The following is a 24,429-nucleotide window of genomic DNA, read 5'->3' as shown; positions in this document are numbered from 1 at the left end:
AAAACGTGATAGTAAATGCATTTTATAATGAAAAAGGGGTAGGGGACACTCTACTAATTGAAACAGGCGAAGTAACATTTGAAAATCGTGAGTGGGAGCGCCGTGGTGATGTAGCGCGAATTTTTGACCGCGAAACAAAAGAAGTAGCTGGTTTCAATATTTTTAACAGCTCCAAATACTTTGATATTACTGCAAATGGCAAAGTAGATTTAACGGAAGAACTTGTTGCGTTAATGAACCAAGTTATCGAAAAAGCGGGATTTGAACCTGAAATCGTAGCTGATTTAACTCCAAAATTTGTGGTTGGATATGTGGAGTCGAAAGAAAAACACCCGAATGCGGATAAATTAAATGTATGCCAGATTAATGTAGGTGGGGAAGTGTTGCAAATTGTTTGTGGCGCCCCGAATATCGAAGCTGGACAAAAAGTAGTCGTTGCGAAAATCGGAGCAGTAATGCCTAGTGGTTTAATTATTAAACCATCTAATTTGCGAGGCGAAGATTCTTTTGGTATGGTATGTGCCGCGCGTGAATTAGCAATTCCTAATGCGCCAACTGAAAAAGGTATCCTTGTTTTAGAAGATTCCGCTACTCCGGGAGAAGAATTTCCGGTAAATTTTTAAATAATTGATTTTTTTAAGCGCCCGATGCTATATCGGGCGCTTTTTTTGCTTGCTAAATCCGCCACTTTGTGAAAATAAGTAAATTGTAGAACAATACGCCTTTTATTGTATACAAAATATACATAAATCGTACAAAATAAAGATAATTTTCAAGGGATAACAAAAACTTATATCGGGTTTAAACCTAGTTGTATCAAGGTATTATAACGAATATGGCTCGAAAAATAGCGAATTCACAATTTTGTCATAGATTATTTTGATTTTGTCTGTTAAAATCAAACAAGAAAATTAAATTTAGGGTGATAATGAATGGGATGGTTTAAAGATTTTTTCTTTGGCGATATGGATGAAGAAGTAGATACATATGAAAATACGCCTACTAAGAAAGTAGAAAAGAAAGTAACATATGCTCCTGAAGTAGAACCGAAATCAAAAGTTACAGCAATTAAAACAAAAGAACGAAATATAAGAAACGTAAGACCTGCACCAAAAAGTGTAGTACCAAAGCAAAAACAACTGCAGCCAGTGAAACGGCAAGTAAAAGCACAAATGGTATATCAATATCCAAAAGGCGAATTTCGTTTTCCACTAATACCTGATAAGCCAGTCAGCCAACCATTTCAAACAGAGCAACAACCAACTAGAACTTTGCATCAAACGAGCGAAAAGCCTGTTGTAAAAGAAGAGACAAGAAAACGCCCTTTTGCCGCGACAGATGTTCCGTCTCCTGTTTATGCATTTAATAAAAGACCGAGTAAATATGAGTTTGCGGTGTCTGAACCAGATGAAATTGCAGAAATTCAAGAAGATTTAACTATTCCTCCAGTAGACTTACCAGAGTTAGCAGAAGCAGAAACAATTGCTTTTGATACAGAAATTGAAAGACAAATAGAAGATACTTACCCAGAAGAAGTTGGGATTGAAGAAGTAGTAGAGGAACCAATTTTGGCTAGTAATGAAACTACTCCAGTTGAAACAGCTCCAAAACGTGTGACACTTATTCAAGAAGAAGCGACACAAATACCTAAACCAAAAAAACAAGTTGAAGCAAGTAGACAAGAACAAATGTTGAAAAGCAGAATCCCATTTAACGTTATGATGGTAAAAAAAGATAAACAAGCACTTCAAAAAGAACCAATAGCTGAAGTTATCCAAGAGAAAGAAGTAATTAGTGAAAATATTCAGCCTACTACCACAACACAAGAAAAACAAGTAGCACCAGAATATCCAAACAATTACCAATTTCCGTCATTTAGACTTCTGCATCCGCCCGTATCGAAACGAGAAGATGATTCTTGGTTACAAATGCAACAAGAAATGCTAGATGAAACATTAGCAAATTTCAATGTTCATGCGAGTGTTGTTAATAGAACACAAGGTCCTGCTGTAACTAGATTTGAAGTCCAACCAGAAAAAGGGGTCAAAGTAAGTAAAATCACCAATTTAACAGACGATATTAAGCTAAACTTAGCTGCAAAAGATATACGAATAGAAGCGCCAATACCTGGTAAGAGCACGGTTGGTATTGAGATTCCAAATCAAACGAGTCGCCCAGTGATGCTTTCTGAGTTAATGAATACAGAAGCGTTTCAATCATCTAAGTCGCCGTTAACAGCCGCACTTGGTCTTGACATTTCAGGGACCCCGATTATTACTGACCTTCAAAAAATGCCTCATGGCTTAATTGCCGGGGCTACAGGGTCAGGTAAAAGTGTTTGTATCAACTCACTACTTGTGAGTTTGCTCTATAAAGCGACTCCTGACCAATTGAAGTTGCTTTTAATTGATCCGAAAATGGTCGAACTAGCTCCGTATAATCGTATTCCACATCTTGTGAGCCCAGTAATTACAGATGCAAAAGCAGCAACTGTTGCACTTAAATGGGCTGTCGAAGAAATGGAGCGTCGCTATCAACTCTTTAGTCATACCGGAGTTAGAAACATGGAAAAATATAATGAATATGCAAGTCATCCCGACCATACTGGGGAAAAATTACCTTATATTTTAATTGTTATTGATGAATTGGCTGATTTAATGATGGTTGCACCGAATGATGTAGAAGAATCTATTAGCCGTATTGCACAAAAAGCTCGGGCATGTGGTATCCATATGATTGTAGCGACGCAGAGACCATCTGTAGACGTAATTACCGGTCTTATTAAAGCTAACATCCCGACACGTGTTTCTTTCTCTGTGTCTTCGCAAATCGATTCTAGAACTATCCTTGATGCAAGTGGTGCTGAAAAACTTCTTGGAAAAGGAGATATGCTTTTCTTACCAAGTGGTGCAAGTAAACCAGTACGCCTGCAAGGTACTTTTGTTAGTGATGAAGAAATCGATGCAGTTGTAGCTCATGTTCGAAGTCAAGGTGAAGCTGACTACATCTTTGAAGAACAAGAATTACTTGTAAAAGAATCAGTTAAAGAAAACACTGATGAATTATTTGAAGAGGCCTGTGACTTTGTTTTAAGTCAAAATGCTGCATCTACTTCATTACTACAAAGACATTTCAGGATTGGTTACAACCGAGCGGCTAGATTAATGGAATCTCTTGAAAATCATCAAATAGTTTCAGGAATTAATGGATCAAAGCCACGCGACGTTATTATCACAAAAGATCAATTAGCTAAACTTAGAAACAAAGAAACTTAATTTTATAGTACTAAAATAACACGTTACTTAATTAGTTTTACAAATTACTTCTCTTTTCATGAGTAATTTCGCTTATATTCGCTGAAAGATTTTTCTAATTACATGGAAAGTGATATAATAAGCTGGTGAATTATTGACTCAACTATGAAATCAAACAAAAAACACAATTGGAACGTAAGATGATGTCTAGAAAACGGAGACTTTATACTGTTTTCAAAGTTAAGACTTGGTGCTTAACAGTTAACATGTTTTTTTTAGGCACCCTCTTCAAGATAAATTAATGGGGGTTCAAATAATGACTATCTATCATTTTGTTGGAATAAAAGGGTCGGGGATGAGTGCACTTGCTCAAATCCTGCATGATAAAGGTTTTCAAGTGCAAGGTAGCGATGTAGACAAATATTTTTTCACACAGAAGGCATTAGAAGAAAAGCAAATACCAATTATGACGTTTTCAGCAGATAATATAAAAGAAGGCCTAACAATTATTGCTGGTAATGCTTTTCCAGATACACATGAAGAAATTAAGCGTGCTAATGAGCTTAATCTTCCCGTGATTCGATATCATAAATTTTTAGGTCAATTAATAGATGGCTATACAAGTATTGCAATAACTGGTTCTCATGGTAAAACATCGACAACTGGTCTTCTTTCTCATGTAGTCGGTGCAATTCGTCCCACTTCTTATTTGATTGGCGATGGAACTGGTAGCGGCACAAAAGATGCTAAATATTTTGCATTAGAAGCTTGTGAGTATCAACGCCATTTCTTAGCTTACAAACCAACTTATGCAATTATGACAAACATTGACTGGGATCATCCAGACTATTTCAAGAGTGTAGATGATGTATTTAATGCATTTGAAACGCTTGGTAAACAAGTGAAAAAAGCAGTCTTTGCCTTAGGAGACGATGTTGAACTACGCAAATTATCATTAGACATACCGATTGTTTATTTTGGCTTTGGTTCTGAAAATGAATTTCAAGCTAAGAATGTTAATAAAGAAACTACTGGAACTAAATTTGATGTCTATCATCGTGATGAGTTTTTAGCTTCATTTGAAATTCCTGCTTATGGGGACCATAATGTTTTAAATGCTTTAAGTGTTATTGCGCTTTGTGACTATGAAGGATTACCAGTTGACGAAGTAAAAAAAGAATTAAAAACTTTCGAAGGCGTAAAAAGAAGATTTAGCATTACTGAAAAAGGAAATCAAGTTTTAGTAGATGACTATGCGCACCATCCTTCAGAAATTCGTGCGACTGTTAATGCTGCTAGACAAAAATATCCAAGTAAAAAAATCGTCGCTGTATTTCAGCCGCATACATTTACAAGAACGCGCACCTTCTTACAAGGTTTTGCGGATAGCTTGAATTTAGCAGATGAAGTTTATCTTTGTGACATTTTTGGCTCTGCGCGCGAAAAAACCGGTAATTTAACTATTGCTGATTTAGCGCATAAAACCAAAGGAAATCACATTATTAAAGAAGAACACACAGAAGAATTATTACAGTACTCAGAAGCTGTTATTTTGTTTATGGGAGCAGGAGATGTTCAAAAATTCCAAGCTGCCTATGAAAAAGTTCTTGATAATGAAAATATAACTAATGAAGTTCTAAAAAAAAGTGCGATTAATTAACTTTGAATAAAGCATGTCATTTATTTGGCATGCTTTTTGCTTGTTTGTAATTAGTATAAATAAAGCTTTACAGTATTTCTTAGGTGTATTAAAATATACCATGTGAGACAAAATACAACTACATAGATTAATGGAGGGATAAAAGTGGCAGAACGTTTAGTAGGCACCCAAGCTCCAAGATTTGAAATGGAAGCTGTTATGCCAAATCAGACTTTCGGAAAAGTTAGTCTAGAGAAAAATATAGAAGACGATAAATGGACAGTTCTCTTTTTCTATCCAATGGACTTTACATTTGTTTGTCCGACAGAAATCGTTGCAATTTCCGCTCGGTCAGATGAATTTGATGCATTAAATGCGCGGATAATTGGTGTTTCAACAGATACGATTCATTCGCATCTTGCTTGGACGAATACACCAATTAAAGAAGGCGGAATTGGGAAATTAACCTATCCGCTTGCTGCTGATACAAATCATCAAGTAGCTAGTGATTACGGGGTTCTAATTGAAGAAGAAGGTGTGGCATTACGTGGGCTTTTTATTATTAATCCAAAAGGTGAAATCCAGTACGAAGTGGTGCACCATAATAATATTGGACGTGAAGTCGATGAAGTGTTGAGAGTACTTCAAGCCTTGCAAACTGGTGGACTTTGCCCGATAAACTGGCAACCTGGTGAAAAAACAATTGTTTAAAATAAAAAGTGCTTAGGATTTACTCCTAAGCACTTTTCTTATACTAAGTTTTCTGGATTAAGAGGAGTTAATTCTGGAAGTACGAAAATGCCATCTTTACGAATAAGCACATCATCAAAATAAATTTCGCCGCCGCCATAATCAGCGCGCTGAATATTTACTAAATCCCAATGAATAGCTGATTGATTGCCATTAAACGCTTCATCATAGCATTGCCCGGGAGTAAAATGAAAACTTCCTTCAATTTTTTCGTCAAAAAGAATATCTTGCATTGGTTCATGAATAAACGGATTGACACCGATAGCAAATTCTCCAACATAACGAGCGCCTTCATCAGTATCTAAAACTTTATTAAGACGATCCGTATCATTTGCAGTCGCTTTGACAATTTTTCCATCTTTAAAAGTGAAAGAGACGTTTTCAAATGTAAAGCCTTGGTACGGTGAAGGAGTGTTATAAGTAAGCGTTCCATTGATAGAATCGCGAACTGGAGCAGTAAATACTTCGCCATCTGGAATGTTCATTTCGCCAGCACATTTAATTGCTGGAATACCTTTAATACTAAATGTTAAATCTGTTCCTGGTCCAACTAAGTGAACTTTATCTGTTTTATTCATAAGATCTACTAAGCCGTCCATTGCAGTGCTCATTTTACCGTAATCTAGATTACATACATCAAAATAGAAATCTTCAAAACCAACTGTACTCATTTTTGCAAGTTGTGCCATGGAGGAGCTTGGGTAGCGAAGTACAACCCATTTAGTTTGTTTTACGCGAATATCTGAATGCATTTTACCAACAGTCTCGCCTTGGATTTTTAATTTATCTGCTGGAACATCAGAGGATTCATTGATGTTTTCACCAGCGCGTAACCCTATGTAGGCATCCATTTCTTTCATAACATTGCCTTCGAATTCAGCAATTTTTGCATATTGTGCACTATCTGCACCGAGCATCATTGCGCGGTCGATTTGTGGTTCTTTTAATGAAACGAATGGAAAACCGCCAACTTTATACGCTTCTTCCACTAAAGCCATCACTAGTTCTTTTTGCACTCCGAAGTTTTCAATTAACACTTTTTCTCCAGCACCAAGTTTGACGGAATAGTTAATCAAATTATGCGCTAATTTTTCGATTCTTGCATCTCTCATATTGTAACCTCCCTAGTTTTAATTAAAAATAGGCAAAAAGCAGCCTGTATCCATTTTACTCCAAATTACACCAAAAGCAACCTTCTGTAACAAATTAGCAGGTTTCTTTCATATTAGTTTATTTTTCAGCAGTTACTTGCTAAAATGAAGCTAATACCTTTTCTTTTTTACATTTTGTACATAGATTCATTAGAGAAGAAAGTTTTAGAGGGGAATACTCAGGGTATAGAAAAAAGAATATGGAGGTGTGGATAGATGATAGTAATTTTGTATATTGCAGCACTCATTGCCGCAATTGCGCTTTTAGTTATTGCCATCTATTTGGGAAAAACATTAAAATCAACTTCCCAAACAATGGATGAGGTAGCTAAATCGTTAGAAAAAATAACCATAGAAGTACAAGGGATTACAGGCGAGTCACAAAAATTGCTTGATAAGACCAATACACTTCTAGAAGATGTAAATGGCAAAGTTGCGAAAGTTGATCCAGTTTTTGATGCAGTTGGTGATATTGGAACTTCTTTACTAGGATTAAGTCAATCTGTTCGCGAATTAGCAACACTCGCAACTAACAAAGTAGAACAAAATGAAGCAAAAATTTCTCAAGCTGTCTCAATTAGCAATTCAATTCTTTCTTTTAGAGAAAAGATGAAAGCGAATAAAGCAGCGAAAGAAGCCGCAAAAGAAGCTCGAGAGCAATCTAATTTCTAATATAATTTGGAGGGATTTAACATGGCAGAAAAAGAAGGTATTAATACAAAAGATTTTCTAATCGGTGGTTTAATTGGTGCAATCGTTGGTTCAGCCGCAGCACTTCTATTTGCACCTAAATCAGGTAAGGAACTACGTGAAGATTTAAATACACAAGTAGATACAATTAAAGAAAAAGGCAACCAATGGAAAGATGTTGCTTATGAAAAAGGTATCGAAATTAGTGGTGTAGCAAAAGGAACAAAAGATAAATTAGTTGATTCCGCTGGCGGATTTGTGGATGTTGTGAAAGACAAATCAGGCAAATTAGCTGATACAGTTTCTAAACAAAGTAAAGCCGTGAAAGAAGTTGTTTCACAAAATAAAGAAGAAAACCAAGAAGCTGCTAAAAAAGCGGCAGATGCTGTAAAAAGTGAAGCGAAAGATGCTGCAAGCGATGTAGAAAAAGCTGCAGATAAAGCAACAAAAGAAGCAAAAAAATCACTAGATGACGGTAAAGATGAAGCAAAAAAAATTGCTTCTGATGTGAAAAAAGAAGTAAAATAAAACTGAGTTAAAAAACAGCCTTACGAGGCTGTTTTTTTATACAAAAAAAGCAATATCCGCTTGTAATTTCTTTTAAAACATGTTAACATTAATTTTACATTATTTACTTTAATGCTTAAAAGCGATTAAGTATAAAAGTGGATTCGTGACAAATTATCTGTTTTCCTCTATAATGAGAAATAATCTTGGAGCAGATTTTTAGAAGGGTGGAAGTAAAATGGTTAATACAAATTTAGAGGAACTTAGAACAGAGGTGGATCAATTAAATATTGATTTGCTTGAATTAATTAGTAAACGTGCCAATTTAGTACAAGAAATCGGTAAAATCAAAGGAACACAAGGTTCTCTTCGTTTTGATCCATTACGTGAAAGAGAAATGCTTAATACGATTCTTGCAGCAAATAAAGGACCTTTTGAAGATAGCACGGTTCAAAAATTATTTAAAGAAATTTTTAAAGCGGGATTAGAGCTTCAAGAAGAGGATCATTCTAAAGCGTTACTTGTTTCTAGAAAAAATAAAAAAGAAGATACGATTGTTACAGTTAAAGGATTACCAATCGGAAACGGTGAGCCCGTATTTGTTTTTGGGCCTTGTTCCGTAGAATCTTACGAACAAGTTGCTGCGGTTGCTGAATCTATTAAAGCAAAAGGCCTAAAACTTATTCGTGGTGGCGCATTTAAACCTCGTACTAGCCCATATGACTTCCAAGGATTAGGTTTAGAAGGACTGAAAATTTTAAAACGTGTATCAGATGAGTATGGTTTGGCTGTTATTAGTGAAATCGTCACTCCAGCTGATATCGAAGTGGCACTTGACTATGTTGATGTTATTCAAATTGGTGCAAGAAACATGCAAAACTTCGAATTACTAAAAGCAGCTGGCCGTGTGGACAAACCAATCTTACTAAAACGTGGTTTATCTGCTACTATTGAAGAATTTATCGGTGCTGCAGAATATATTATGTCACAAGGAAATGGCAAAATCATTTTATGTGAACGTGGTATTCGCACATATGAAAAAGCGACAAGAAACACACTTGATATTTCTGCTGTTCCAATTTTGAAAAAAGAAACACATTTACCAGTTATGGTTGATGTAACCCATTCTACTGGTAGAAAAGATCTTTTACTTCCATGTGCGAAAGCTGCTCTAGCTATCGAGGCTGATGGTGTAATGGCGGAAGTTCACCCAGATCCAGCTGTTGCATTATCGGATTCTGCGCAACAAATGGATATTCCTGAATTTGAGGAATTTTGGAATGCAATCTTAGCTAGTAATTTAGTTCCTCATAAAATAAAATAATATTGAAAAACCTTGGTACGCCAGGGTTTTTTATTTTGGTTAAAATTAATAATGCATAATTGGTATTTAATACTAACATTCAATGCCATTTCGGTATGAAAATAAATGAAAATAAAGAGTAAAAACAATTGCATATCGAAAAAAGTTATCGTATTATTAAGGGAAGGCAAGTTTGTTTCCGTTTACAATGGTATATAGAGCCATTAAAATAATGAATATGGAGAGTGAATAGGGATGAATGTAACAATTTATGATGTTGCTCGTGAAGCGAATGTTTCTATGGCGACGGTATCTCGGGTAGTTAACGGCAATCCGAATGTTAAACCAGTAACAAGAAAGAAAGTATTGGATGTTATTAATCAATTAGGTTATCGTCCTAATGCAGTAGCTAGAGGTCTTGCAAGTAAACGTACAACGACTGTCGGTGTAATTATTCCTGATATTTCTAACGTTTTTTATGCAGAGCTTGCGCGCGGAATTGAAGATATTGCGACAATGTATAAATACAATATTATCCTTAGTAATTCGGACGAAAATGAGGATAAAGAACTTCAAGTACTAAATACACTGCTTGGTAAACAAGTAGATGGTATTATTTATATGGGGGAACGAATTTCTGAACAATTACAAGAAGAATTTGACCGTTCTCCTGCACCAGTAGTTTTAGCTGGAGCGGTAGATATGGAAAATAAATTAGCTTCTGTTAATATCGATTACAAAGAAGCGACAAAAGAAGCAGTGAAACGTTTTGTAGATAATGGACATAAGCAAATCGCTTTTGTTAGTGGTTCCTTAAATGAGCCTGTAAACCGTGAAATGAAATTGGCTGGTTATAAAGAAGCGCTAGAAGAAGCTGGTATTACTTACCAAGAAGACTACATTATTGAAGCAAAATATAATTACAATGCTGGTGTAAAAGTTTGGGAAGAATTAAGTGCATTATCTAAGAAACCAAATGCTGTTGTTGTTGCGGATGACGAGCTAGCAATCGGAATTTTAAATGCGGCTTTAGATGCGGGCGTTAAAGTTCCTGGAGAATTAGAAGTCATGACAAGTAACAATACAAAATTAACATTAATGTCACGTCCGCAACTTTCTACAATCGTACAACCTTTATACGATATTGGTGCAGTAGCGATGCGTTTATTAACAAAACTAATGACGAATGAAGAAGTAGACGAAAAGACAGTTATCCTTCCACATAGTGAAAAACTTCGTGGAACTACAAAAGAAAAAAAATAAGTTGACAGCATTTTTAGCGGTATGTTATAAATGTATGTATACTTTTCATAATGAAAATGACTATGAACGGACGAAGTAGTTGCTTATTCTTATTCCTAGAGAGCTAGTGGTTGGTGAAAACTAGTAGAGGTAAGTAGACGAATTACATCCCGGAGTCACGCTGCGTAGGATAATGGCGCGGCCGGTGTTTAGCCGTTATTTTTTGAAGTAGGATTTTTTCCTAAAAGTAGGGTGGTACCACGTTAATTAATACGTCCCTTCGCTAAAGTTTTTGGCGGAGGGGCGTTTTTTATGTCCAAAAATAAAAGGAGAATGATGAAAATGAATATTATTGATGAATTAGAGTGGCGCGGAGCTATTTACCAACAAACAGATGAAGAAGGTTTACGTAAATGGGTTGACGAAAAGCAAATTTCTTTATACTGCGGGATTGATCCATCTGGAGATTCGATGCATATTGGTCATTTAATTCCATTTATGATTTTACGCCGTTTCCAAAACGCTGGGCACCGTCCGATTATCTTGGTTGGTGGAGCGACAGGAACAATTGGTGATCCAAGTGGGAAAAAAGAAGAGCGTCAGTTGCAATCAATGGATCAAATTAGTAAAAACGTCGAGAGCTTACGTGTCCAACTTGGAAAGATTTTTGACTTTGAGGGTGATTCGGCTGCGAGCATGGTGAACAACTATGACTGGACGAAAGATGTGAGTATCCTTGATTTCTTGCGTGACTATGGAAAAGAATTCAACGTGAATACGATGCTTTCAAAAGATATCGTTGCTAGTCGTTTGGAAGTAGGGATTTCATTCACGGAGTTCGCTTACCAAATTTTACAAGCGATGGACTTTAATCACTTATATGAATTTAATGATTGTCGTTTGCAAATCGGTGGTAGTGACCAGTGGGGGAATATTACCGCTGGACTAGACTTAATTCGCAAAAAACAAGGTGAAAATGCCAAAGCTTTCGGCCTAACAATTCCACTTTTAACAAAAGCTGATGGAACGAAATTTGGGAAATCAGAAGGTGGCGCGATTTGGTTAAATCCGGAAAAAACAACGCCATACGAATTTTACCAATTTTGGATTAATACGGATGATCGCGATGTAGTGAAATACTTGAAGTACTTTACATTCTTGACTGAAGTTGAAATTGATGAGTTAGCGAAACAAGTGGAAGAAGAACCACATTTACGAGCTGCACAAAAAACGCTAGCTGCTGAAATGACTAAATTTGTGCATAGTGAAGAAGCGTTAGAACAAGCGCTTAAAATTTCAAAAGCATTATTCAGTGGAGATGTAACAGCTCTAACTGCGGATGAAATTGAACAAGGTTTCAAAGACGTTCCAACATTTGTGGCGGAAGACACGGAAGCGAACTTAGTAGATTGGTTAGTATCACTTGGGATTGAGCCTTCCAAACGTCAAGCGCGTGAAGATGTGACTAACGGAGCAATCTACATTAACGGTGAACGTCAGCAAAACGTAGAAAAAGTAATTGATGCAAGTGACCGGATTGAAAATAAATTTACAATTGTAAGACGCGGCAAGAAAAAATACTTCTTAGTTTCTTATAAATAAGAAGAGAAGCACTCATTTTAGAATGAGTGCTTTTTTGTACATAAAAAAACCTTACAAACACAACCGAAGTCATGAAGTGTAAGGTTTTTAGTTCTAATTAACGGCTGTAGAATTCTACGATAAATGCTTCGTTGATTTCAGCAGCAAGTTCAGAACGTTCTGGTAAACGGTTAAGAGAACCAGTTAGAGTTTCTGCATCGAAAGTTACGTATTCAGGCACGAAACTTGAAACTTCTAAGCTTTCAGCGATTGCAGAGTTTTTAGCAGATTTTTCACGAACAGAAATCACTTGACCAACAGATACTTGGTAAGAAGGGATATCTACGCGTTTGCCATCTACAGTGATGTGGCCATGATTTACGAGTTGGCGAGCTGCACGACGAGTGCGAGCAAGACCAAGACGGTAAACGATGTTATCAAGGCGTTGTTCTAGTAAGATCATGAAGTTCTCACCATGTTTACCTTGTAATTTACCAGCTTTGTTGAACGTGTTTTTGAATTGACGTTCAGTTAATCCATACATATGACGCAATTTTTGCTTTTCAGCTTGTTGCAAACCATATTCTGAGATTTTTTTACGTTGAGTTGGGCCGTGTTGACCTGGAGCATACGGACGACGCTCTAATTCTTTACCTGTTCCAGAAAGTGAAATTCCTAAACGACGGGAAACTTTCCAGCTTGGGCCTGTATAACGAGCCATAAGAGACTCCTCCTTTTATTTGTTTTTGGTATAAAACAAACGTGACGTAAAACCAAATCAGGGCAGTTTACCTTCATATACCATCACCATAGCAGCCGCCGGTTACGCGATATACCACAGAATTACATCTGGGGGTAAACAACACACTCATTCATTTTACTCAAGCTGCATTTTACACATCTTCCAGTATAGTATAGTTACTAGTAGCTTGTCAATTGATTTCTTGAACGATTGTATCACGGATTTTTTCTAGCCACAACTGGTCCACTTCATCAAAACGATTAAAGAGGGGACTGTCAATATCAAGCACGCCAAGCAACCGATTATTTTTTACAATGGGTAAAACGATTTCTGAATTAGAGGCAGCGTCACACGCGATATGTCCAGGAAAATCATGCACATTTTCTACTATATACGTTTTTTGGTCAAAGGCGGCAGAACCGCACACACCTTTACCTAGTGGAATGCGAATGCATGCAGGCAAACCTTGGAAGGGGCCAAGTACTAATTGATTTGTTTCTTTTTCAAGTAAATAAAACCCAACCCAGTTAATATCGGAAAGTGCTTGATTTAATATAGAAGAAACATTACTTAGATTTGCAATTAGATTTGGTTCGCCAGCAATCATTGCTTGTACTTGTTTTAAGGCAAGCTCGTAATTCTCTTCTTTTGTTCCGGTCATTTTTTTAATTTCAATCATATTTTAACCCCACATTTCTTTTCAAATAATGTCTTTAGTATAGCATGAACGACAAGGCATTTAGGAAAATTTGTTTTGAGGAAGGGTAGGTTTTACTTGCTTCAAAATTTTTTTCGCTAAACGCAAGTAATTCTAGGCAAATCGTGGTAAAATAAAAGATGTGTATAATGAACTGAAAATGAGGAATAAAATATACTACATATGGAAAGATGTACATAATTGAAAAGATGTATGAGCAGCACGATGGTGGCTGTTTTTCTTTCACAAGTTAACGTTGATGGGAGGATTTTGGATGTACTACATGTTAATCGGCTTTATTATCGTAGTTATTGCAGTCATTGGTGCAGGCTACATATTAAAAAGAAAACATTACCAAAGAATAAACGAGTTAGAAGAGAAAAAGATTAAACTCAGAGAGCGGCCGGTTATTGATGAACTTTCAAAAGTGAAAAAATTAAAACTAACAGGTCAGACAGAAGCGCTTTTTGAATCATGGCGTTCGTCCTGGGATGAAATTGAAACAAGATTATTTCCTGATTTAGAAGAAGTTTTATTAGAAGCAGAAATGAACACAGACCGTTACAAATTCCGTTCTGCGACACATGCTGAAAATGATATTGAGCAAATGCTTGTTGTAATTGAAAAGCAAATGGACCAAATTCTTGGCGGACTAAAAGAACTACTTATTAGTGAAGAAAAAAATGCCAAAGAAAGTCGTGCAACAAAAGAAAAATTTGCGGAGCTGCGACGTGAAGTTTTGACAAGAGGATTCAAACTTGGAGAAACGTTACCATATATCGAGGCAAAACTAAGTGAACTGTCAGAAAGCTTAAATAGCTATGATTCATTAACTGACCAAGGTGATCATTTAGAAGCGCGCGAAATTGTTATAGTAGTTCAAAAAGAAATGCAAGTAATTGAAGCCCAAATGGAACGAATTCCGTCTTTATTGCATGAAACAGATACCATTTTGCCAGAAGAAATGAATAAACTTCGCGCTGGCTATGAAGAAATGGTTCGAAAAGGTTATTATTTAGCTCAAATGGAGTTAGATAAAGAAATTTCTCGCATGAAAACGCAAATTGATAAAATGAAACAAAATGTAATCAATCTTGATTTAGATGAGGCTGAAGAAGGAATTGAAGAATTACATAATGAAATCGAATTGTTTTACGATACACTTGAACACGAAGCAGAAGCACGGCATTTTGTAAAAGAAAATCACAGTCCTACTTCTGATAAATTACAACGACAAAATACTGTTTCTGATGCACTTGCTGAACAAATCACGGAAGTAAAACAAACATATCATGTGGCGGAAGATGATTTAGCTATTTACCTTAAGACAAGCGCCAAATTAAGTGAAGCTAAAGAAAACTTCGAGCAGTTGACAGCATTGATTGCTAGCGGAGAAATTGCTTATTCTGCAGCACAAGATACACTAAAAGAAATAGATGTGGCTCTACTTTCCATTAGTTCTGAACAAGATAAATTTGCTGAGGAATTACGTTCGCTCCGTAAAGATGAATTAGAAGCTCGCGATGACGCGGAACGAATGAGACGTGCAATTATTACACTTGATCGTAAAATGGAACGAGAACGTTTGCCAGGACTTCCAGAGGAGTATTTATCACTTCGAGCACACATGGGAGAATCCATTGATGCGCTTGAAAAACGTTTAGAAGAAAAGCCACTAAATATGAAAGCAGTTAGTCAAGATTGGCGAATTGCGGAAGAAGATTTAACACATTTAACGGAAAAAGCAGAAGAAATGATGGAAAATGTGCGCTTAGTTGAACATGTCATCCAATACGCGAATCGCTACCGTTTACGCAATAAAGAATTGGCAGATGAACTAGTTCAAGCAGAGAATCATTTTTATAACGATTACCAATATAAAAAAGCACTTGAAATTGCTGTAACTGCACTCGAAAAAGTAGAAACAGGTGCATTTAAAAAAGTAGAAAAAGCTTATGAATCAAAAGTAAGCGTGGATGATATTGAATAAAGTTTAAAAAACAAGGATTTCTATTGTAATAATAGAAATCCTTGTTTTTTCTAAATTAGTAGTTGGAATGTGTTGGAATTATGATAAAATGAAGAGTGGAATATTTGGGAGGAGAGTCTATTTTTTATGATTTATTTCGATAATAGCGCGACAACTAAACCAAATGATGCCGTGCTTGAAACATATACGAAAGTAGCAAGTAATTACTTCGCTAATCCATCTTCACTTCATCGTTTTGGTGCAAAGTCTAAAGAATTACTAGACGCATCCAGAAAGCAAATCGCAACAATGTTAGGGGTTTTTCCAGAAGAAATTATCTTTACATCTGGTGGGACAGAAGGAAATAACTTAGCAATTAAAGGTATTGCCTACAACTACAAAAACCGCGGAAATCATATTATTACTTCCAGTATTGAACATCCTTCTGTACGCTTAGTAATGGAAGAGCTTGAGGAAAATGGCTTTAAAGTGACGTATTTAAAAGTTGATAAAAATGGCGTTATCCAGTTAGATGAATTAAAAGCAGCACTTACAGATGAAACCATTTTAGTATCTATTATGGGTGTGAATAATGAAGTAGGGAGTATTCAACCACTCCAAGAAATTGGCAAATTGCTTACTACTCGTGCAAATACTTTCTTTCATGTCGATTTTGTACAAGGTGTTGGAAAAATTCCGCTCGTAATAAATAAACATGCGATTGATTTACTAACTTTTTCAGGCCATAAATTTCATGCTTTACGCGGTACAGGAGCACTTGTAAAACGGAAAAAAGTTCATTTACATCCGGAAATTATTGGTGGCGGTCAGGAAATGGGCTACCGTAGTGGAACAGAAAATTTAGCGGGTGTTGTGGCGCTTGCCAAGGCATTAAGATTAACACTAGAAAATGAATCAAAGAGAGTAGAACTAATCGAAATCCGTGATTATTTATTAACAGAGATTGCTCTAATGCCCGATATGACAGTGCATACTAAGAAAAACATAGCGGCACCACATATTGTTTGTTTCTCGGCAAAAGGTCACCGGGGAGAAATTCTAGTTCATGCATTAGAAAAAGAAGATATTTACATCTCAACAACAAGCGCTTGCTCATCTAAACAAAAATTAGCAAGTAGTACGTTAAAAGCCATGGGTGTGACAGACGAAGAAGCCACTGGCGCGGTAAGAGTAAGCTTATCTTATGAAAACCGTTTATCGGAAGCGAAAATTTTTATTCAAAAGTTGCAAGAAATTATTGAAAATCTAAATAAAGTGGTGAAATAAATTGGAATTTGATCGTATGTTAATTAGATACGGAGAATTATCTACTAAAGGAAAAAACAGAAAACAGTTTGTGACTAGATTGGCACAAAATGTGAAGCGCGCAATGAAAGATTTACCGGAAGTCCGTATTCACGGGGAACGCGACCGGATGTATATTATTTTAAATGGGGCAGATTATCAGCTGGCAGAAGAACGTTTAAAACCGATTTTCGGAATTCAATCGTTTAGTCCAGCGGTTCGCGTTAATTTAGATTTAGAAGAAGTAAAAACTGCCGCGCTTGCATTAGTCCAAGATGTGCACGAAAAAAATGGTACTTTTAAAGTAGCGGCTAGACGTAGTCATCGTGAGTTCCCTCTGGACTCCAATGAAATCAATCAGGAAATTGGCGCACATGTATTACAAAATATCGAGGACCTGACTGTCAATGTAAAAAATCCGGATGTAAAACTAACGATTGATGTTCGTAAAGAAGGCGTGTTTTTATCATGTCGCACGATTCTTGGAGCAGCTGGTCTTCCAGTCGGATCTTCTGGTCGCGCGATGCTAATGCTTTCTGGAGGTATCGACAGTCCAGTTGCTGGTTATTTAGCACAAAAACGCGGCGTGGAGATTGAAGCAGTTCATTTTCACAGCCCGCCATATACGAGCGAACAAGCTAAACAAAAAGCAATCGATTTAGCAGGAAAACTGGCTAAGTATAGCGGACAAGTTCAAATGCATATCGTTCCATTTACAGAAATTCAAGAAGTAATCAAACAACAAATTCCTGAGAGCGTGATTATGACTGTTACACGCCGAATGATGCTTCGAATTACAGATGAAATTCGCCGTAAGAGAAATGGTTTAGCAATTGTTAATGGTGAAAGTTTAGGTCAAGTTGCCAGCCAAACACTCGAAAGTATGCTAGCAATTAACGCTGTAACAGCTACACCGATTATTCGCCCAGTTGTTTCCATGGATAAAAATGAAATTATTCAAATCGCACAAAAAATCGATACGTATAATTTATCTGTGCAACCATTTGAAGATTGCTGTACGATTTTCACGCCGCCTTCTCCAAAAACAAAACCAAAACTTGATAAAATCGAGCATTACGAAAGCTTCACAGATTTTGATTCGTTAATTGCGAAAGCATTAGACAACATCGAAACCATTTTTGTGAATGTAACTGAAACTGCGCAAGTGAAAGATGAGTTTGCTGACTTATTTTAAGATAAACCGTTTATCCTTTTTAGGATAAACGGTTTTTTGTATATTATATACATAAAAAAATAACTAAAAATGCATAAAATAGTTTTGAATATTAATAAAAAACCATTTGACATTATAAATATACATCATTATAATGAAAAGTATCATTTAACAATTAACGGGAGGGGTTAGGATGAAAGTTTCTATTATTGGGGCGACAGGATACGGAGGGCTTGAGCTAATCCGCTTGTTGCACCAACATTCTTCGGTCGACATAGCGACGTTACATAGTTTTTCCGCACAATCAGAAACATTGGCAAACTTTTATCCGCATTTAAAAGGTTTAGAAGCTAGCCCCTTAGAGAAGATAAATCCAGCAGAAATCATCGAAAAAAGCGAAACGGTTTTTATTGCTACGCCATCGGGAATTGCGAAAGATGTGGCCTTACCGTACATTGATGCCGGGCTTAATGTCATTGATTTATCCGGAGACTTTCGGCTAAAAGATAACCAAATTTACGAGAAATGGTACGGGAAAAAAGCGGCACCTGAGGATTACTTAGCTAAAGCGGAATATGGTTTAGCAGAATTTCGCGACAATAAACTTGCGACTTTTATTGCTAATCCAGGATGTTACGCAACGGCGACTTTGTTAGGGTTAGCTCCACTCGTGAAAAAACAGCTAATTGATCCCACCTCCATTATTGTAGATGCCAAATCAGGTCTTTCCGGTGCTGGAAAAGTGCCATCAACAAGCACTCATTTCACAGAAACGAATGAAAACATGACACTTTATAAAATGAATTCTCATCAACATATTCCAGAAATCATGCAACAACTAACAAAATGGGACGTGAGTATCCCAGCCATTCAATTTTCCACTTCATTAATTCCCATCACACGAGGCATCTTCACAACTATCTACGTTAAACCAAAAAAACCAATTACCGAGCAAGAATTACATCAATTATACGAATCTACCTACGAACATGCTCCATTTGTCCGAATTCAAGAGGCGAATTTTTATCCAACTATAAAACAAGTAACAGCTTCTAATTACTGTGATATTGGCTTAGCTTATAATGAAAAAACGAATGTAATCACCATTGTTTCCGTGATTGATAATTTAGTCAAAGGAGCCGCTGGTCAAGCCGTTCAAAATTTAAATATAATGGCGAATTTTGCTGAAAGTGATGGATTGGGATTTATTCCGGTGTATCCGTGAAGGGAGAAAATAATATGGAACTTATTAAAGGAAATATCGCTTCACCAAAAGGTTTTTATGCTGATGGAAAACATGCTGGGCTTAAAAGAAAACGAAATGATATTGGCTGGATTTATTCAGAAGTTCCGGCAAATTCTGCGGCAGTCTACACGATGAACCAAATGCAAGCTGCACCAATTTTTGTAACGAAAGATTCTTTTAAAAATAACGCGAAGTTACAAGCAATTATCGTAAATAGCGGAAATGCTAATGCGTGTACAGGGAATCAAGGGATGTTAGATGCACTTGCAATGCGAGCTAAAACGTCAGAAAAACTAGAAATCCCGCTAGATTCTGTAGCAGTTGCTTCGACGGGGGTTATTGGCGAGATGCTCCCAATGAATAAAATAATGGCTGGAATTGATATGTTAGACAAACAAACGGGAAATGCCGCTGACTTTGAAGAAGCAATTTTAACGACGGATACGTTTCAAAAACAAATCAGTTTTCAAACAAAAATAGGTGGTAAAATAGTGACGATGTCAGGGGTAGCAAAAGGTTCAGGAATGATTCACCCTAATATGGCTACCATGCTCGCTTTTATTACAACAGATGCAAACATTCCAGCTAAATTATTGCAAAAATTACTAAAAATAAAAGTAGACAAAACTTTCAATCAAATAACGGTTGATGGCGATACTTCTACTAATGATATGGTCGTTGTTATGGCAAATGGATGCGCAGAAAACCCGCTGATTCAAGAAGGAACAGCTGATTTTGACAAATTTGCAGCTATGTTTCAAGCCGTAACAGAGCACCTTGCTAAAAGTATTGCTCGAGACGGTGAGGGCGCGACTAAATTAATTGAGGTTCAAGTAAAAGGCGCGACTAAAACAGAAGATGCCAGAATGATAGCTAAAAAAATCGTTTCTTCTAGTCTCGTGAAAACAGCAGCATTTGGTGGGGATGGTAACTGGGGACGTATTATTTGTGCAATTGGTTATTCAGGTGGTCGTTTTGCACCAGATAACATTACTATTAAAATTGGTGGCATGGAAATACTAAATCATAGTAGCCAAACAATTTTTAATCAACAAGCATTAGATGCCTATTTAGAAGAAGAACATATCGTTATTGAAGTCGATCTTCATATCGGTCTTGAGTCAGGAACAGCGTGGGGATGCGACTTAAGTTATGAATACGTCAAAATCAATGCATGTTACCGGACCTAAGGAGTGAATAGAATTGAAAAATACAATAGTAGTAAAATTAGGCGGCGTTGCAAGTGATAATTTGACAGACCATTTCTTCCAGCAAATTATCAAATGGCAAGCAGAGAAAAAGAAAATCGTACTAGTTCACGGCGGCGGTCATTATATAACGAAGATGATGAAAGCACTTGATATTCCTGTTGAGACGAAAAAAGGCCTACGCGTTACTAATAAACAAGCGCTTGAAGTCACAAAAATGGTTTTAATTGGCCAAGTCCAACCAGCCATCACTACAGCTTTTCAAAAAAGAAATATTTCTGTTATTGGATTAAACGCTGGCGACACTGGTTTGTTAGAAGCAGATCAAATTAATGATTCAGACCTTGGTTTTGTTGGGAAAATTACTAAAGTGAAAACAGCTTTAATTGAACAATTACTTGCTGAAAATATTATCACTGTGATTGCACCGCTTGGTATCAATAGCGCGCATGACTGGCTAAATGTCAATGCTGATACAGCGGCTTGTGAAGTAGCAAGTGCGCTAAATGCTGAAGCGCTTTACTTACTAACAGATGTCCCAGGCGTGAAAAATGGAGCAAAAATTATCGACGAAATAGCTACGGATGAAATAAACAAATTACAAACTACCGACATAATAAAAGGCGGAATGATTCCAAAATTAGCAAGTGCTGCTTTTGCTGCTGAAAATGGTGTTGGTCAAGTAATTATTACAGATTCACTTGAAAATGCTGGAACGAAAATTAAAAATAAGGTGGCGATTAGATGAAACATGTTTTTCCAACCTATGAAAGATTCCCAGTTGATATAGTTAAAGGTAACGGTACAATTGTCAAAGACGCAACAGGTAAAACGTATCTTGATTTTACTAGCGGGATTGCAGTTTGCAACTTAGGTCATTGCCCGGAGAATGTTACGGAAGCGATTCAATCCCAATTAGCAAATATTTGGCATACTTCGAATTTATATGAATGTGCACTGCAAGATAGCGTGGCGGAATTAATTACTAACGGGACAGATAAACTAGTATTTTTTTGCAATAGCGGGACAGAAGCTAATGAAGCTGCTCTTAAATTAGCGAGAAAATATACAGGCAAAGAAAAAATAATAACGTTTGAAAAATCTTTTCATGGTCGTACTTTCGGTTCGATGTCAGCTACCGGACAAGCTAAAATCCATCAAGGTTTTGGAAGTCTTGTTCCTGGCTTTACATACGTTCCCTATAACGATATAGAGTCTTTCAAAACTGAGCTTGACGAGAATACAGCGGCTGTCATGTTAGAGGTAATCCAAGGTGAAGGCGGCGTCATTCCAGGAAATGCAGCCTGGCTAATGGAAGTTCAAAGACTTTGTAAAAAAGCAGGCGTATTACTTATTATTGATGAAGTCCAAACAGGACTTGGCCGAACTGGAACCCTTTTTGGTTTTCAGCAGACGTACTTAGATCCAGATATTTTTACTTTAGCAAAAGGGCTTGGTAACGGTTTGCCAATTGGAGCAATGGTCGGAAAAGAATACTTAAGCAGTGCTTTTGGACCAGGAAGTCATGGTTCTACTTTTGGCGGAAATAAACTAGCCCTCGCAGCTGCGAAAGAAATTTTATTATCAATGAAGCAACCAGGATTTTTAGAAGAAGTGAACGCAAAAGCAGCTTATTTTAGGAATTTATTAGAAGAACATTTCGAGCAGTTAGAAAATGTTGTAGAAATTCGCGGTGAAGGTTTTCTCATTGGCATAGAACTGGATAGTATCGCGGAGCCAGTTGTTACAGAATTACGTAATAAAGGTTTATTAATACTAACAGCCGGACCCAATATATTACGAATTTTACCACCTTTAACTGTAAGCTATGCAGAAATAGATCAAGTAATTAGTATATTAAAAAGCGTTTTGGAAAAACAATTGATTGGAAGTGAGTGAGATGACGATGTACGTTAAAAGCAGTACGACAGGAAAAGATATGTTAGATTTGCTTGAGTGGAATAAAGAAGAGTTGACCGATATTATTAAGCTAGCTGTTGCGATGAAAACTAATCCAGCCCATTATAGTCATATTTTAAGTGGAAAAATTTTAGGAATGATTTTTGATAAACCTTCTACTAGAACGCGGGTGTCTTTTGAAGCGGGTATTTTGCAATTAGGTGGTCAGGCGATTGTAATGAGTTCTAAGGAACTTCAAATCGGTCGGGGTGAGCCAATTAAGGACACAGCGCATGTAATGTCAGAGTATATCGATGCAATTATGATTCGGACTTTTAGCCATGAAAAAGTAGAAGAATTGGCGTACCATGCAGCGATTCCTATTATTAATGGTTTAACCGATTTACATCATCCATGCCAGGCGTTAGCAGATTTAATGACTATTTATGAATGGAAAGATCAATTTGAAGGTGTCAAATTAGCCTATATTGGTGATGGAAATAATGTATGTCACTCTCTTGTTTTAGCAAGCGCAATGGTTGGGCTAGATATACGACTAGCAATGCCAAAAGGATATGAGGTTGACGAAGCGATTCTCCATACTGCGAAAGAATTAGCAGAAAAAAGTGGCGCGAAGATTTTCATAACCGAAGATCCAATGCTTGCTGCAGCAGATGCGGATTTTATTTATACAGATGTTTGGACAAGCATGGGGCAGGAAGAAGAGAATGTAAAACGTTTAGCTGATTTTGGGGGAAAATATCAAGTGAACAGAGAGTTAGTTAGTGTTGCTAAGCCAGATTATCATTTCTTACATTGTTTACCAGCACACCGAGAAGAAGAAGTGACAGCAGAGATTATTGATGGGGCTCACTCGGTTATTTATCAACAAGCAGGAAATCGGCTGCACGCACAAAAAGCATTACTAGCAGCGATTTTGGAAGCAAAATAATTAATGGAGTAGACAAGGTGAGAGAAATGTTTGAAATCCCTAGTTTCTAATATAATTCTCCTAACTAATTTGTTTGTAATCATGTATAATAGGAAAAGTGAAAGTCCTATTGTTACTAATATCACTATGCTGTATTGTTTGTGTAAAACATTAAGTGAAGCGATTTTATATTAGGAAGGGGTCAGCATGGACAAAAAAGAATTTTTACAGGAACTTGAAGAAATTGTATCTGACCCAATTTTTATTGGAAAAAATAAATCAGAACGACAGAAAGAAATAGACAACAATATGTGGTGTATTTCTATAAACGTAAAAGTAGTAGAAGGGATAACTTTAGAGGATTTGCTTATATTCATTAAACGAGTTATCTCAAATCGAAATGAACAAGTTCAAAAGTTAAAACTGTCTAAAACCATCCTCTTTTATTTATGGTTTGATGCTCAAGCTAGTCAAATTAGGTTTAATGTTATATCTAATTATGATATAGCATTGCCATTCGGTTGTAAAACTACTTTTGTGGATAATTATGATTGTATCATTAAGGAATTTTTGCAAACAGCTTATCATAATGACTGCTCTTATATTGACGAATATACAAGCCAGGATTTTTCATTGAAGGTGTACCTTACGAAATTATAATGTTATACCTCATTTTAAGAATATTTGCAGACGAATAATCGTATAAAATCAACCTTTTTATTATTAGAAAGTAGGTGGAATATATTTGAAAAAGGAATTTTTTCACAATTCTATAATGGAGAGCGCAGAACTGGGAAGGGACAAAGTAATACTCGTTTTTTTAAGTAGTGATAATTTATCCAAAAATTTAGCTTATAAGATTGTTGCAAATTTAAAATCTGAAAGGGAAGCGAAAATGACCTTTAACCTGACACAATTGAATTTTGAATTTGAAACACAGCAAGTAATAATTTCCTATTATATTCTTGACGAAGAGTATCCGGATAAAAAAGTAACTTTTCAGGAGTTATTAGATTTGTTAAAATACAATTATAAAGTAACGTAAGATAAAACAATTACTACTAAATAAAAAAAGCAATATAAATTGGAAAAACTCCAAAACATATTGCTTTTTTTATTCATTTATTTGATGCCCAGTTTT

At 36.3% G+C, this 24,429-nt stretch carries 22 protein-coding genes and 1 other annotated feature; of the genes, 19 read left to right on the top strand and 3 right to left on the bottom strand.

Annotated elements, in window-relative coordinates; genetic code table 11:
- Nucleotides 1-5 precede the first annotated feature (5 nt).
- The 4 genes from ytpR (at nucleotide 6) to HCB38_RS06915 (ending at nucleotide 5,604) form a co-directional block, all read left to right on the top strand.
- Nucleotides 6-623, top strand: a complete 618-nt coding sequence (gene ytpR, locus HCB38_RS06930; protein ID WP_185318912.1) for a YtpR family tRNA-binding protein — start codon at nucleotides 6-8, stop codon at nucleotides 621-623.
- Between the two features lie 309 nt (nucleotides 624-932).
- Nucleotides 933-3,275 carry a DNA translocase FtsK gene (locus HCB38_RS06925; protein WP_185637929.1) on the top strand — a complete coding sequence of 781 codons (2,343 nt, stop codon included), beginning with the start codon at nucleotides 933-935 and terminating at the stop codon, nucleotides 3,273-3,275.
- 295 nt (nucleotides 3,276-3,570) lie between these two features.
- Nucleotides 3,571-4,914: a UDP-N-acetylmuramate--L-alanine ligase gene (murC, locus tag HCB38_RS06920; RefSeq protein ID WP_185607779.1), complete on the top strand. Its 1,344-nt coding sequence runs from the start codon at nucleotides 3,571-3,573 to the stop codon at nucleotides 4,912-4,914.
- A gap of 144 nt (nucleotides 4,915-5,058) precedes the next feature.
- Nucleotides 5,059-5,604 (top strand): peroxiredoxin, encoded by a 546-nt coding sequence (locus HCB38_RS06915; protein ID WP_185318909.1) that lies wholly within the window; start codon nucleotides 5,059-5,061, stop codon nucleotides 5,602-5,604.
- Nucleotides 5,605-5,642: 38 nt separating this feature from the next.
- Here the strand turns inward: HCB38_RS06915 and HCB38_RS06910 are convergent, their stop codons facing one another.
- Nucleotides 5,643-6,755 carry a M29 family aminopeptidase T gene (locus HCB38_RS06910; protein WP_185318908.1) on the bottom strand — a complete coding sequence of 371 codons (1,113 nt, stop codon included), beginning with the start codon at nucleotides 6,753-6,755 and terminating at the stop codon, nucleotides 5,643-5,645.
- Between the two features lie 255 nt (nucleotides 6,756-7,010).
- On the opposite strand from HCB38_RS06910, the gene HCB38_RS06905 reads away from it, so the two are divergent.
- The 5 genes from HCB38_RS06905 to tyrS all read left to right on the top strand — a co-directional run bounded on the left by HCB38_RS06905 (nucleotide 7,011) and on the right by tyrS (nucleotide 12,138).
- Nucleotides 7,011-7,466, top strand: a complete 456-nt coding sequence (locus HCB38_RS06905) for a DUF948 domain-containing protein (RefSeq protein ID WP_185318907.1) — start codon at nucleotides 7,011-7,013, stop codon at nucleotides 7,464-7,466.
- Between the two features lie 21 nt (nucleotides 7,467-7,487).
- On the top strand, nucleotides 7,488-8,012 hold the full coding sequence (locus HCB38_RS06900) for a YtxH domain-containing protein (protein ID WP_185318906.1): 525 nt from the start codon (nucleotides 7,488-7,490) through the stop codon (nucleotides 8,010-8,012).
- 217 nt (nucleotides 8,013-8,229) lie between these two features.
- Nucleotides 8,230-9,315 (top strand): bifunctional 3-deoxy-7-phosphoheptulonate synthase/chorismate mutase, encoded by a 1,086-nt coding sequence (locus tag HCB38_RS06895; protein ID WP_003767131.1) that lies wholly within the window; start codon nucleotides 8,230-8,232, stop codon nucleotides 9,313-9,315.
- A 234-nt stretch (nucleotides 9,316-9,549) separates the two neighbouring features.
- Nucleotides 9,550-10,557, top strand: coding sequence for a catabolite control protein A (gene ccpA, locus HCB38_RS06890; protein ID WP_185318905.1), 1,008 nt, complete (start codon nucleotides 9,550-9,552; stop codon nucleotides 10,555-10,557).
- A 53-nt stretch (nucleotides 10,558-10,610) separates the two neighbouring features.
- Nucleotides 10,611-10,819: a binding site (T-box leader), on the top strand.
- A gap of 59 nt (nucleotides 10,820-10,878) precedes the next feature.
- The gene (tyrS, locus tag HCB38_RS06885) at nucleotides 10,879-12,138 is read left to right on the top strand and encodes a tyrosine--tRNA ligase (RefSeq protein WP_185319018.1); all 1,260 of its coding nucleotides are present in this window, start codon (nucleotides 10,879-10,881) and stop codon (nucleotides 12,136-12,138) included.
- Between the two features lie 97 nt (nucleotides 12,139-12,235).
- Here the strand turns inward: tyrS and rpsD are convergent, their stop codons facing one another.
- Together rpsD and msrC are read right to left on the bottom strand one after the other, a co-directional pair.
- Nucleotides 12,236-12,838, bottom strand: a complete 603-nt coding sequence (gene rpsD / locus HCB38_RS06880) for a 30S ribosomal protein S4 (protein WP_003762477.1) — start codon at nucleotides 12,836-12,838, stop codon at nucleotides 12,236-12,238.
- 211 nt (nucleotides 12,839-13,049) lie between these two features.
- Entirely contained in the window at nucleotides 13,050-13,538 is a 489-nt protein-coding gene (gene msrC / locus HCB38_RS06875) for a free L-methionine (R)-S-oxide reductase MsrC (RefSeq protein ID WP_185637926.1), read from the bottom strand.
- Nucleotides 13,539-13,830: 292 nt separating this feature from the next.
- Here msrC and ezrA point away from each other — a divergent pair, with 292 nt between their 5' ends.
- The 10 genes from ezrA to HCB38_RS06825 all read left to right on the top strand — a co-directional run bounded on the left by ezrA (nucleotide 13,831) and on the right by HCB38_RS06825 (nucleotide 24,333).
- Complete coding sequence (gene ezrA, locus HCB38_RS06870; protein WP_185318903.1) at nucleotides 13,831-15,546, top strand: septation ring formation regulator EzrA; 1,716 nt, start codon at nucleotides 13,831-13,833, stop codon at nucleotides 15,544-15,546.
- Between the two features lie 126 nt (nucleotides 15,547-15,672).
- Entirely contained in the window at nucleotides 15,673-16,812 is a 1,140-nt protein-coding gene (locus tag HCB38_RS06865) for a cysteine desulfurase family protein (RefSeq protein ID WP_185318902.1), read from the top strand.
- A 1-nt stretch (nucleotide 16,813) separates the two neighbouring features.
- The gene (gene thiI, locus HCB38_RS06860) at nucleotides 16,814-18,025 is read left to right on the top strand and encodes a tRNA uracil 4-sulfurtransferase ThiI (protein ID WP_185318901.1); all 1,212 of its coding nucleotides are present in this window, start codon (nucleotides 16,814-16,816) and stop codon (nucleotides 18,023-18,025) included.
- A 172-nt stretch (nucleotides 18,026-18,197) separates the two neighbouring features.
- A complete protein-coding gene (gene argC, locus HCB38_RS06855; protein ID WP_185618832.1) occupies nucleotides 18,198-19,229 on the top strand; it encodes an N-acetyl-gamma-glutamyl-phosphate reductase in 1,032 nt (343 codons plus the stop codon).
- Nucleotides 19,230-19,243: 14 nt separating this feature from the next.
- Nucleotides 19,244-20,440, top strand: coding sequence for a bifunctional glutamate N-acetyltransferase/amino-acid acetyltransferase ArgJ (gene argJ / locus HCB38_RS06850; RefSeq protein WP_185318899.1), 1,197 nt, complete (start codon nucleotides 19,244-19,246; stop codon nucleotides 20,438-20,440).
- Nucleotides 20,441-20,453: 13 nt separating this feature from the next.
- A complete protein-coding gene (argB, locus tag HCB38_RS06845) occupies nucleotides 20,454-21,206 on the top strand; it encodes an acetylglutamate kinase (protein ID WP_185318898.1) in 753 nt (250 codons plus the stop codon).
- Complete coding sequence (gene argD, locus HCB38_RS06840) at nucleotides 21,203-22,357, top strand: acetylornithine transaminase (RefSeq protein ID WP_185637924.1); 1,155 nt, start codon at nucleotides 21,203-21,205, stop codon at nucleotides 22,355-22,357. The genes argB and argD overlap by 4 nt, the downstream gene beginning before the upstream one ends.
- Before the next feature lies 1 nt (nucleotide 22,358).
- A complete protein-coding gene (argF, locus tag HCB38_RS06835; RefSeq protein WP_185637922.1) occupies nucleotides 22,359-23,309 on the top strand; it encodes an ornithine carbamoyltransferase in 951 nt (316 codons plus the stop codon).
- A 186-nt stretch (nucleotides 23,310-23,495) separates the two neighbouring features.
- Nucleotides 23,496-23,948, top strand: coding sequence for a hypothetical protein (locus HCB38_RS06830; RefSeq protein WP_185318895.1), 453 nt, complete (start codon nucleotides 23,496-23,498; stop codon nucleotides 23,946-23,948).
- A gap of 85 nt (nucleotides 23,949-24,033) precedes the next feature.
- On the top strand, nucleotides 24,034-24,333 hold the full coding sequence (locus HCB38_RS06825; protein WP_260442488.1) for a hypothetical protein: 300 nt from the start codon (nucleotides 24,034-24,036) through the stop codon (nucleotides 24,331-24,333).
- The last annotated feature ends 96 nt before the right edge of the window (nucleotides 24,334-24,429 follow it).

The organism is Listeria farberi, from assembly GCF_014229295.1.
Lineage (GTDB): Bacteria > Bacillota > Bacilli > Lactobacillales > Listeriaceae > Listeria > Listeria farberi.
The sequence above is the reverse complement of the archived record's forward strand: the minus strand, read 5'-3'. Positions and strand labels throughout refer to the sequence as shown.